We start from the raw sequence: 11,172 nt of genomic DNA, 5'->3' as shown, positions 1-11,172 counted from the left end.
GCCCGCAATAGACGAACCGAGAGGGCATGGGTTTCGTCCTTTCGGTCATTTCCGATCGTACGAACAGCGCCGGATGCGTGGTAAGTCAGCCGACCGGACGATTGTGAGGACAGTGTCAGGTGGACAGTTCAGACCGATACCTCGCGCCAGCCGTCACCCTGACTCCCCGTCAACACATCGACCATAAGCAGAGCTGCCCACTCATCGTCGAAGGAGAACTGTCGACACCGCCTCGTCAGGCTGCCGCGGCTCGCCTCCACCCGCCAGCGACCATCATCGCTCCACAGAAAGACGTCCCGACGGGCGGGGTTGGCGAACCGCCCGTTCCACCAGTGCTTGCGTCGCTCCATAGCGGAATTAGAACATACGTTCGAACGACTGGCCAGCTTCGTCGTCACCGGTTCACCCGGCCGGGACGCGAGCGGTTCGCACCGGTTCGCCGGGTCGCGGTCCACAGGTGACCGATGACGCCGCCGCGCTCCCGCCCGCCCGCCACCGGGCGCGGTGAGGAGCCGGCAGTGCGATCGGGGTGCGGGTCGGTTGTCGCACCGTCCTACTGCCACACCGCTGCCTACATTGGGCGCATGACGCGCGAACTCTCGGCGACGCTCCTGCTCGCGGCGGCCGCCGCCCCCGGTGCCGTACTAAATTCGATCCTGAATCAGGTCGGCGCCGAAGGGCTCGACGCCGCGCAGCGGATACCCGGCGTGATGGCCGCCGTCGACCAGCACGCCGCAGCGGTACGGGAGAGCCTCGCCGCCGAGGACCTCGCGCTGGCCGCCGTCCCGCTCGCCGGGTACGGATCCTCGGTCGTCGCCGCGGCCACCCGCATGGGCTGGCAGCCACCCGAACCGTCGCGCACCGACTGGTCGCGTGCCCACTGGTTCCAGCTCCGACTGACCGCCGTCTGCGCGCTCGCGGTCACGCACGGTTGCGTCTGACCGAGCCGGCCCGGTCGGGGTAGTCGGGCAGCCCAAGCCGCGCCCGGATCTCCTGCTGGACGGTGATCTCATCCGGCCGGGTGTCGATGGCGACGACGGGCGTCTTGCGACGGAAGATCTCCAGTACCGGGGCGGTCTTCTCGTGGTACTCGCGCAGCCGTGTCGTCAGCGCCGCTTCGGTGTCATCCGCCCGGGTGACCAGCTCGCCACCGCACGCGTCACAGCTGTTCTCCGTGGCCGGCGGCTCGGTGACGAGGTTGTAGTCGCGGCCGCAGCCGGTGCAGATCCGGCGTGCGAGCACCCGCCGGCGGACCTCCTCTTCGGGCAGTCGCAGGTCGATCACCGCGTCGATGTCGTAGCTCTCCAGGAAGAACTCCGCCTGGTCACGGCTACGCGGGAAGCCGTCGATGATGAATCCGTAGTTCCAGTCGTGCAGTTGCAGCCGCTCCCGCACGATCGACTCGACCAGGTCGTCGTCGACCAGCTTGCCGGCGGCCATCGTGCGCCGGACGTGCGCGCCGATCTTGGTGTGCTGCCGCACATGCCAGCGGAAGATGTCACCCACCGAGATCTGGACCAGATCGAGGTCGCGGGCCAGCATCGTGGCCTGCGTGCTCTTTCCGCTGCCCGGTACGCCGGTGATGACGTACTTACGCATGGTGCGACTCTTCCACCGGTCGTACAGGCCGGCAAATCGTCGCCCCGCGCCCGTCCCGGGTCCGTTTGCCCCACCTGTGACGGGTAGAGACCGAACGGCTCCCGTGACCGCCGGCGGGCGTGCCGACGGCCTGGACGCCCGGCGCCGCGAGTACCTGCCACTGCCCTGGCGAGGGGATGGTGCGACGTGGAGACGAGCGCCTTGGACCTGGTCATCGTGGGGGGCGTCGGCGTCGTGGCGGGTGGCCTGCTCACGTTCACCGGCGGAGCAGTGCAGGCGCACCGCGCAACGGTCGCCCGGCGGGCCCAGCAGGCGCACGAGCGGCGGCTGGCGTCGTACCGGGAACGCGTCAACGCGTACGACGAGATCCTGACCTTCTGCTCCGAGATCCGCGACGAGATCGACGACGTCATCCTGGAAGACCGGCCCTGGAACGAAAGCCTGGCCACCCCCGACCGGCTCGCCAGACTCGACGCGCTCATGCAGGTGCACGGCAGCGACGGCCTGCGCGAGTCAGCCAGGGAATGGTGGCAGGCGTTCGAGCAGACCCGGCGCACGCTCGAGCGGTGGCGGTGGCTCGACGACCCCGCCAACACCAGCGCCGACGAAACCGCGTCCGTACGCGCGCAACTGGAGAAGGACCGGGCCAGGCTGCAGGGCGTCATGGACCGGGTTCAGGAGCGGGCCCGTCAGGACGTGCACCGGGCGGGCTTCGAGTCGGCGTCGCGGACCGCTCCGGCGAGCAGACCGGCGAGGCTCGTCGGCACCGCGTTGATCGCTGCAGCCGTACTCCTGGTCACCGCCCCCATCTGGCGGGATCTCTGGCCGGTGGTGCAGCAGGCCGCCCGCGTTCACCGGGATCTCGTCGCCTTCGGTCTGCTGGTCACGGGATTCGTCGTCGTTCTCGGCGGCGGGCTGGTCGGCCGACGCCGGGTCCGCGAGAACGAATGACCGTGGACGGGCGTCCTAGGCGCCGGCGCCCGCCACGTAACCGCCCGCCGCGAGATCGCCCGCCGCGTAACCGCCCGCCGCGAGATCGCCCGCCGCGAGATCGCCCGCCGTGAGGACGCCCAGCACGCCGGCGGTCTTCAGGACCTTGAAGACCTGCCCGCGCGGATGGGTGACCGTGAACTCCGCGCCGTGTTCGAGCGCCGCCCGACGGGCGGCGACCAGGGTGCCGATGCTCATCGAGTCGATGAAGACCAGCCCCCGCAGATCCACGACGACACGGGCCGGGCGCGACTGCACCGCGTCGAAAAGAACGTCGCGGAGCTGGTCGATCGTGGCGAGATCCGCCTCGCCGGCGAGGACGATCGTCACCTCGCCGTCCGTCCGCTCCACGGAGCAGGCGAGCTGCACGATGGCCACCTCCCCGAACGGTCAAGATCGGTTCATCCTATGCAGGATGCCGACATGCCGGGAAGGACGGTACATCGCGCCGTCAGGACGAGGGATCCGGCAGACGTCACCGCACCCGGTACACGGTCGACTGCCTGGTGCGGCACACCACGGCCCCCGCCATCAGCGCCGGCGTCCCAGGGCCGTAACTCGCCTGATGGATGTAGTAGTCGATCCGGTCCACCCGCTCGGCACCCACCTGCCCCGCCGTCTGGCCGTCGGGGACGAGGACGACCCGGCCGGTCCAACCGGGGTCATGCGCGCGGACGATCGCGTCCAGCCGGGCCCACGCCTCGGCGCGGTTGAAACCGACCACCGACCGCGCCGGCAGTCCACGGACGCAGTCGCGCAATCCGGTCACGTTGGTCAGCGTGGACCAACCGTTGAGCGCCGTGTCACTGACGACCGCGCCGGACAGCAACAGCGGAACGACGAGACCGGCGAGCGCCCGCCGCGGCGCGAGCCCGTCGACGTCGCGCAGCGCCACGAGCGCCCCGACGGTCACCAGAAACAGGTACGGGGAGGCGTAGTGGGCGTCGGTACGCCACGGGAGCAGGTTGACCAGGTACCCGGCGCCGCCGGCGAGCAGCGACCAGGCGAGCGGGTCACGTCCGCGGTCCAACCGGGACCCGAACACGAGCGCCCCGGCGAGCACCACCAGCGCGGGCGCTCCGAGCAGGCCGAGCGCGGTGTCGGCGTGCGCGTGCATCACCTTCAGTGAGAGTTGAGTGCCCGCGGTGGTGTACTGGCCCGTGCGGGCCAGCACCGCCGCGCCGCCGAGCGTGGCGACGGCGGAGACCGTCATCACCACGCCGACCACCCGCTCGGAGCGGCGCCGGCACAGCAACAGCCCGTGGGCCAGCAGGAGCCACGCGAACGGACTCTTGAACCACGCCGCGACCAGCCAGCACGCGAACAGCAGCCAGGGCCGGCGCCGCGCGACAAGGCCCAGCCCCACGAAGCACAGGGCGCTCAGTTCCTGCAGCGACGGGTACCAGATGCCCATGAACAGCGCGCCGTTGGCAGCGACCGCGAGGAGGGTCCACGCCGTGAGTACCGCCCGACGCTGGCCGGACGCGCGGTCGACCACCGCCGACACCGCGCCCACGAACACCGTGACGAGCATCGCGACGCGGATCGCGTGTGCCACACCGACCGGCAGCTGGTAGAAGCCGGCGACGTAGAGCCAGTACGCCGGCCGGAACAGCCCCCAGGTGAGGTCGATGCGGTACATCTCGTAGGCGGCCGTCACGAACCCACCGACCGGCCCGTGCGCCCGCACCTGGGGGTTGACCACGTCCAGCAGGGCACTGTCGTCGATGAACGACCACTCCCACGGCAGCCGGGCGATCGCGGCGAGAACGCCGACGACGAGCAGGACGCCGAGAAGGACCCAACGGACCCGTACTCTCCGTGGCGTGGCGGCCGGAGCGGCCTGCGCGACGACGGCGGGAACCTCCGGCGCGCGGTGCCGGCCTACCAGGTTCAGCGGCTGCCCGTACTCGCCCGGGATCCGCTCGTGTCTGTCCGGGTCGACATGGTCGGTCTCGAGTACGCCGGCGGTGCCATCCCGATCGACGGTCGCGCCCTCGGATCGACCGGCGATCACCTCGCCCTCGGGTCGACCGGCCATCACCTCGCCCTCGGGTCGACCGGCCATCACCTCGCCCTCGGGTCGACCGGCCATCACCTCGCCCTCGGGTCGACCGGCCATCACCTCGAGCACCTCGAGCCAGCCGGGAACGAGGAACCAACGTTCCTACCGTCGGCGAGACCGTCCTGACGGTCGACCGATCCTGGCCACATCGCGTGTCCCCCTCATTCGACACGGCCTTCCGGCGGGCCCGCCCGCAGCCTGCTGCCGCAGGCGGGAAACGGCATGCCGCGTACACCCACCGCACAACCCATGGCACCGGCGGGTACGCCACACCGCGATGCTTAGAACACTCTATGTCGAGGGGTGCATATCGGACAAATACCACTTCGCGTCGGCTGCCCCCGTCGGATGACGCCCAAGGTTTCCAGCCAATCCCGCGCGCAACCGTTTCCAGCCAATCCCGCGCGCAACCGTTTCCAGTCCCGAACGCGACCGGGCGGCCAGCGCGTGAAGCAGGCGGTCGTGCACCGGCGAGGCCCGGACGCGCACCCGCACGGCAACCGCTGGGCAGGGACCGCCGCAACCCGGCCGCCGTAGCGTCACTCCCTGCTCAGCAGTGGTCGACGGATACGGGTGGGCATGGGGTCGGCAGTTCGCGCACAGACGGCAGGGGCCGAAGCCGGCTCGCTGGCGCCGGCCGGCGCCGTGCCCGGCGGAACGCTTGACGACCTCGCCGACGTTTCGTACCGGACACCGCACGCCGTGTACCGGCTGGTAGCGGCGCTGCGGGCGATGGAGCTGGCGCGGTCCGCCGACTACCGGGCGGTCGTGGCGCCGGCCGCGCGCGCCGAGCGGTTGGCGACCGAGTGGGATCTGCCGGACCTGCGGCTGCGCGCCCGGCTGATCCGCGCCGAGGCGTTGCTGCGCGACGGGGACGCGGTCGAGTCGGGTCGGATCGCCGAGGAGGCGCGGGCATGGGCCGCCGAGCACGGCGACACCTACCTGCTGGCGCGCAGCCACCGGCAGCTCTGCCTGTTCTTCTACTTCCTCGGCGAAATCTCCGACGCCCTGGCGCATGCGGTCCAGTGCGTGGCACACACCACCGACGACGTACCGGCGCGGCTGCGCGCGAAGTACCTGATGTCCCTCGCATGGGCGTCCCACGAGGCCGGCTCGGCCGACGACGGCCGCCGCCGCCACGAGGAGGCCCTCGAGCTCGCCATCGCGATCGACGACGACGAGCTGATCGTGCAGATCCTCAACAATCTGGCGTACTCGGCGTCCGAGGCCGGTGACCACGAGCGGGCCGAGCGCCTGATCGCGCAGCTCCACGCCGTCGCCGCCCGCCACGGCAGCACGGTGGACACGTACGTCCTCGACACGACCGCGCGCATCCACCTGGCCCGTGGCCGGTACGCCGAAGCCGAGGCGGTGCTGCTCCCGGTCCTGGAAGGTTCGGCGGGGCACCCCGTCAACGAGCGCGACACGCTGGCTGAGTGCCTGCTCACGGTGGCCGAGATCCGTCGACTACGCGGCGACCTCGCGGCGGCGCAGGCCGCGCTGGACCGGGCCGTGACGGTGTGCACGGAGCGCGGCCTGGGGTCCGTTCGGGCCAGGGTGCGCGAGCAGCAGGCAGAGCTGTACGCGACGGCGGGCCGGTACCGGGAGGCCTACGCGGAGTACCTGCGTTTCCACACCGAGTGGCAGGCGCTGCAGTCGGCCCAGCAGGACGCCCGGGCCCGCACGCTGCAGGCGGTGTTCGAGACCGAGGAGGCTCGCCGGCTGAGCGTACGGTTCCGCGAGATGGCCCAGCGCGACGCGCTGACCGGCCTGTACAACCGCCGCTACGTCGACGAGCACCTCGCCGCCCTGCTGGAGGCGCCCGCCGCGGGTGGCGCGCCGCTGTCGGTGGCGCTGGTCGACATCGACCACTTCAAGGCGATCAACGACACGCTCTCGCACGCCACCGGTGACACCGTGCTGCAACAGATCGCCGCACTGCTGGCCACGGCTGTCACCGACGGCGGGTTCGCCGCCCGGCTCGGTGGCGAGGAATTCCTGCTGGTCTTCCCCGGCACGGACGGCGGGGACGCGGTACGCCGCTGCGAACGGCTCCGACGCGCGATCGCGGGCCACCCGTGGCGGCCGGTGACCGGCGACCTGCCGGTGACCGCGAGTATCGGCGTCGCGGCGAACACCGCGGGCGATGTCACGCCGTCGGAGCTGCTCAGCCGGGCCGACCGCAACCTGTACGCGGCCAAGCGCAGCGGGCGCAACCGGGTCAACGCCGACCCGGCCTGACCGTACGGGTACGAGGTGGTGGCCGCGGCCTGCTGACCGCCCGACGAGCAGCCCGGGTCGTCGCCACAGCGCCTGCCTGCTGCCGGTGGGGTTTAACCGGTTGCCGGTCGCGCCCGCATAATCCAGGGACCGGGTGTGCCTGCCGACACCGCGAAGGATCTGCCTGAGGAGCGACCAATGGACTTGACAGTCTCGACGGAGCGTCGCGACGGAGGGATTCTTTACCTGATCGTGACCGGTGAAGTCGATCTTTCTACGGCGGGCGTCCTGCAACGAGAGATCGTCTCCGGCCTGGATGCACAGGACGTTCCAGGCATTGTCGTCGACCTGACCGAGGTGACCTTCCTCGACTCGTCCGGCATCAGGGTCCTGTTGAAGGGGCGCCGGTCAGCCGAGGAAAAGGCCAAGAGCTACCTGGTCGACGCGCCTCGCGGCGGGGCAGGCCGGATTCTGGACATCTCGGGTGTGCGGGAACACCTCGCCTACCAGGGCACCGGCGAGCGCTGACCCCGCGCGGCCCGTCCCGCGGCGACCTTTGCGCGACCCTCTCGGTGCGGCTGCCGCTGCGCCATCTCCGGCGGTCGGTCCTGCCCAAACCCTGCAACGCTACGATTCGGCGGTGAGCACTGGGCAGAACGCTTCAGACAGCAGTGAGAAGCTGCGCCGCTTACAAGCGGTGACTGACGCGGCCCTGTCACACCTGGACGTCGAGGATCTACTCGTCGAACTCCTGGACCGGGTGCGGGAAATTCTGGATGTCGACACCGCTACGGTTCTTCTCCTGGACCCTTCCGGTCAGCAACTCGTCGCCACGGCAGCCCGCGGCCTCGAAGAAGAGGTCCGACAGGGGGTCCGGATACCGGTCGGCAGCGGTTTCGCCGGCCGAGTAGCGGCCGGCGGGCAACCCGTGCGCATCGAGCACGTCGACCCCACCAATGTGATCAACCCGATCCTGCTCGACAAGGGCATCGCATCGATGCTCGGCGTACCGATGATCGTCGCCGGACGTGTCATCGGTGTTCTGCACGTCGGCACGCTGGCCCCTCGCCGGTTTTCCGATGACGACACGGACCTGCTGCAACGGGTTGCCGGCCGAATCAGCCTGGCCACCCAGGCCCGGTTGGCCAGCATCGACCGGGCCACCACCGTGGCCCTGCAACGTAGCCTGCTGCCCGGTCGATTGGGCGCGATCGAGGGCATCGACGCAGCCGCTCGGTATGTTCCCGGCGCCGAGGTCGGAGTCGGCGGTGACTGGTATGACCTGTTTGCTCTACCGTCCGGCCATATCGGAGCCGTTATCGGCGATGTGGCCGGCAACGGCCTGAACGCCGCAGTGATCATGGGACGTATGCGCAGCGCGCTGCGCGCGTACGCGCTGGAATCCAGCGACCCGGCCGATGTCCTGACCCGTCTCGACCGCAAGATCCAACTTTTCGAACCCGACGCCATGGCCACCGTCATCTATGCCGTGCTCGACCCGGCCCGCAAACAGGCCACCCTGTCCAGCGCCGGGCACCTCCCGCCCGCCCTCGCCGAACCCGGCCGACCCGCCCGGCTGCTCGACGTGCCAGCGGATCTACCTCTCGGCGCCTATCCCGACACCCGCCGCCACGCGGTAGAGGTGCCGCTGACCCGCGACAGCCTCATGTTCTTCTATACCGACGGGCTCATCGAACGGCGCACCCGGCCCATCGACCAGGGTTTCGAGCTTCTCGTTTCCGCACTGACCCCCGGACCGGCCGAGCGGGTGTGCGCCACCATCATGTCCGCTCTCATCGGCGACCAGACCACGAATGACGACGTCGCCATCCTCGCCCTCCAGACGACCACCGGTAGTTGATACCCACCGCCGATCGCCCCGTGATGAATCGCCCCGTGAGCGCGTCGCGACCGTGCCGGCGCGGCGCGCTCTGGACTTCCGTCCCGCCGCGCACGCGCCGGCCGACCAGCCAGAATGCGGACCGGGCACGGTGCATTGCCGCGGGCTTGCCGTCGACCGCGGTCAGCAGCAACCGGCACGGTCAGATAAGGCGGTAGCCGGCTCGGCCGCTTCGGTGGTCTCGCCGCAGCGGCATTCGCCGTCGGATTCCTTGGTGAGGGTCTCGGCGTCGCCCTTGACGACGTAGACCTCCCAGGGTTCGTTGCCAGGGCCGCGTACCCACACCTTGTCCTGGAGGGCGTAGCAGCAGGAGGTGTCGTTCTCGGTCAATGCGATCAGTCCGGCGTCGGTCAGGCGCGTGGTGGCGGCCTGGACCTCGTCGCCGCTGAATACCTCCACGCCGAGGTGGTCCATCACGGTGGGCTGGTCGGACTGCCCTTCGAGCAGGACGAGCTTGAGCGGCGGCTCTTCGATGGCGAAGTTTGCGTAGCCGGGGCGACGCTTGGCCGGCTCGACGCCGAACAGCTTGGAGTAGAACGCGATCGATCCTTCCAGGTCGGACACGCGTAGGGCGAGCTGGACGCGGGACATCCCGCACCTCCTTGTTTAGGTGGTTGTCTAATCAGACAGTTGCACGCTGTTTAGATAATTGTCAAACTAGACGGGTGCCTAACCAGCTTCCGGTGCTCGCGGCCGACGCGTGCTGTACCCCGCTCGTGACCGAGGCGTTGACCGAGGAGTCCGCCGCCGACCTGGCCCGTGGATTCAAGGCGCTGGGCGACCCGGTACGGCTGCGCCTGCTGTCCCTGATCGCCTCCCGCGCGGGTGACGAAGTATGCGTATGCGATCTGACCGACGCGTTCACCGTGTCCGGCCCGACCATCTCCCACCACCTGAAGGTGCTGCGTGAGGCCGGCCTGATCGGCTGCCAGCGGCGCGGCACCTGGGTCTACTACTGGATCGTGCCGGCCAAGCTCGCGGCGCTCTCCCAACTGCTCGACGTGTCGGCCGCCGCCACGCCCACCACCGGGATCAGCGCGTGAGCCTCGGCCTGGCACGGCGCGCATCCGCCGAGTTCACCGGCACCGCGCTGCTGGTGACCGCCGTGGTCGGGTCCGGAATCGCCGCCGCCCGACTGTCCCCGGACGACGTCGGGCTCCAACTGCTGGAGAACGCCATCGCCACCGCGCTGGCGCTGGGCGCACTGATCTTGACCTTCGGACCGGTGTCCGGCGCGCACTTCAACCCGGTCGTCTCTGCGGTGGACTGGTGGCTCGGTCGACGTTCCGGGGCTGGCCTGGCGGTGCGCGATCTCGGCGGCTACGTCGTCGCTCAGGTCAGCGGCGCGATCGCCGGAGCAGTTCTGGCCGATCTGATGTTCGGGCTGCGGGCCCTAGCCTGGTCACACACCAGCCGGACCGGTCCGAACCTGTGGCTGGCCGAGGGTGTGGCCACCGCCGGCTTGGTCGTCCTGGTCTTCGCCCTCGCCCGCAGCGGCCGAGCCAGCGTCGCCCCTGCGGCGGTCGGCGCCTACATCGGCGCCGCGTACTGGTTCACCTCGTCCACCTCGTTCGCAAACCCGGCGGTCACAATCGGCCGGGCGTTCACCGACACCTTCGCGGGCATCGCACCAGCTTCAGTGCCTGGCTTCGTTGTCGCGCAGCTCGTTGGCGGCCTGGTCGCCGTTGCCGCGCTCGCCGTCTGGTACCCCGATGCGGCCGGTGCCGCCGATACCGTCGTTGTTCCTCACGGAGAAGAGGTCACCCGATGACCCGCCCCAGTGTCCTGTTCGTGTGCGTCCACAACGCCGGCCGGTCCCAGATGGCCGCCGGCTGGCTGCGCCACCTCGCCGGGGACACGATCGAGGTCCGATCCGCCGGCTCTGAACCCGCCGACCAGATCAACCCCGTCGCTGTCCAGGCGATGCGAGAGGTCGGCATCGACATCACCGCCGAGCAGCCAAAGAAGCTTGACTACGCCAGCGCGCAGGCGAGCGACGTCATCATCACGATGGGCTGCGGCGACACCTGCCCCGTCTTTCCCGGAAAACGCTACGAAGACTGGCGGCTAACCGATCCCGCCGGCCAACCCATTGACGTAGTTCGTAGTGTGCGCGACGAGATCCGCGCCCGCGTGGAAAGACTGGTCGACGACCTCGCGCGCCCTCGGCTAAGGAACCCCACGAACCCGGTCAGGACCCAAACAGCCGGGCAGGAGCTAAACAGCTCGCCTAAGCGATAGCGACCAAGCTAGGCAATCATGGTGGAAACGTTGCCGTCCATTTGCCGTGACGAGCTGTCCCGAGCGGGCCGGTGAGACCGAGCGGGCCGGTGAGACCGAGCGGGACCGACGACGAAGGCCCCCGACCAATGTTTCCGCTGGTCGGGGACCTTCGCTC

Annotated in this window: 12 protein-coding genes; 8 read left to right on the top strand and 4 right to left on the bottom strand. The window is 69.9% G+C overall.

Translation table 11 applies throughout. The features are described 5' to 3' along the window. Positions 1 to 584: 584 nt before the first annotated feature. Positions 585 to 941: a DUF6401 family natural product biosynthesis protein gene (locus tag HC031_RS10365; protein ID WP_240942340.1), complete on the top strand. Its 357-nt coding sequence runs from the start codon at positions 585 to 587 to the stop codon at positions 939 to 941. On the opposite strand, the gene HC031_RS10360 is transcribed toward HC031_RS10365, so the two are convergent. Then, positions 922 to 1,599, bottom strand: coding sequence for an adenylate kinase family protein (locus HC031_RS10360; RefSeq protein WP_167925012.1), 678 nt, complete (start codon positions 1,597 to 1,599; stop codon positions 922 to 924). The two genes, HC031_RS10365 and HC031_RS10360, sit on opposite strands and share 20 nt — an antisense overlap. A gap of 186 nt (positions 1,600 to 1,785) precedes the next feature. Here HC031_RS10360 and HC031_RS10355 point away from each other — a divergent pair, with 186 nt between their 5' ends. Beyond that, positions 1,786 to 2,550, top strand: coding sequence for a hypothetical protein (locus HC031_RS10355; protein WP_167925011.1), 765 nt, complete (start codon positions 1,786 to 1,788; stop codon positions 2,548 to 2,550). A 15-nt stretch (positions 2,551 to 2,565) separates the two neighbouring features. Here HC031_RS10355 and HC031_RS10350 read toward each other — a convergent pair whose 3' ends face one another. Continuing rightward, a complete protein-coding gene (locus tag HC031_RS10350; protein ID WP_167925010.1) occupies positions 2,566 to 2,967 on the bottom strand; it encodes an anti-sigma factor antagonist in 402 nt (133 codons plus the stop codon). Between the two features lie 97 nt (positions 2,968 to 3,064). Further along, complete coding sequence (locus HC031_RS10345) at positions 3,065 to 4,711, bottom strand: hypothetical protein (protein WP_167925009.1); 1,647 nt, start codon at positions 4,709 to 4,711, stop codon at positions 3,065 to 3,067. Between the two features lie 522 nt (positions 4,712 to 5,233). Between HC031_RS10345 and HC031_RS10340 the strand changes: the two genes are divergently transcribed. The 3 genes from HC031_RS10340 to HC031_RS10330 all read left to right on the top strand — a co-directional run bounded on the left by HC031_RS10340 (position 5,234) and on the right by HC031_RS10330 (position 8,735). Beyond that, positions 5,234 to 6,895, top strand: coding sequence for a tetratricopeptide repeat-containing diguanylate cyclase (locus tag HC031_RS10340; protein WP_167925008.1), 1,662 nt, complete (start codon positions 5,234 to 5,236; stop codon positions 6,893 to 6,895). A gap of 135 nt (positions 6,896 to 7,030) precedes the next feature. Further along, positions 7,031 to 7,402 carry an anti-sigma factor antagonist gene (locus HC031_RS10335; protein WP_167925007.1) on the top strand — a complete coding sequence of 124 codons (372 nt, stop codon included), beginning with the start codon at positions 7,031 to 7,033 and terminating at the stop codon, positions 7,400 to 7,402. Positions 7,403 to 7,514: 112 nt separating this feature from the next. Beyond that, positions 7,515 to 8,735, top strand: a complete 1,221-nt coding sequence (locus HC031_RS10330; protein ID WP_167925006.1) for a SpoIIE family protein phosphatase — start codon at positions 7,515 to 7,517, stop codon at positions 8,733 to 8,735. A gap of 162 nt (positions 8,736 to 8,897) precedes the next feature. Here the strand turns inward: HC031_RS10330 and HC031_RS10325 are convergent, their stop codons facing one another. Further along, a complete protein-coding gene (locus tag HC031_RS10325) occupies positions 8,898 to 9,365 on the bottom strand; it encodes an ArsI/CadI family heavy metal resistance metalloenzyme (protein ID WP_167925005.1) in 468 nt (155 codons plus the stop codon). A 74-nt stretch (positions 9,366 to 9,439) separates the two neighbouring features. On the opposite strand from HC031_RS10325, the gene HC031_RS10320 reads away from it, so the two are divergent. From HC031_RS10320 to HC031_RS10310, 3 genes are read left to right on the top strand one after another with little or no spacing between them, the layout of a single operon-like run. Then, positions 9,440 to 9,817: a metalloregulator ArsR/SmtB family transcription factor gene (locus HC031_RS10320; RefSeq protein ID WP_167925004.1), complete on the top strand. Its 378-nt coding sequence runs from the start codon at positions 9,440 to 9,442 to the stop codon at positions 9,815 to 9,817. Beyond that, entirely contained in the window at positions 9,814 to 10,545 is a 732-nt protein-coding gene (locus HC031_RS10315) for an aquaporin (RefSeq protein WP_167925003.1), read from the top strand. Before HC031_RS10320 ends, HC031_RS10315 begins: the two co-directional genes overlap by 4 nt. Continuing rightward, positions 10,542 to 11,015 (top strand): arsenate reductase ArsC, encoded by a 474-nt coding sequence (locus tag HC031_RS10310; protein WP_167925002.1) that lies wholly within the window; start codon positions 10,542 to 10,544, stop codon positions 11,013 to 11,015. The genes HC031_RS10315 and HC031_RS10310 overlap by 4 nt, the downstream gene beginning before the upstream one ends. Positions 11,016 to 11,172 lie beyond the last annotated feature (157 nt).

Origin of the sequence: Planosporangium thailandense, assembly GCF_011947195.1 — a bacterium.
GTDB lineage: Bacteria > Actinomycetota > Actinomycetes > Mycobacteriales > Micromonosporaceae > Planosporangium > Planosporangium thailandense.
The sequence above is the reverse complement of the archived record's forward strand: the minus strand, read 5'-3'. Positions and strand labels throughout refer to the sequence as shown.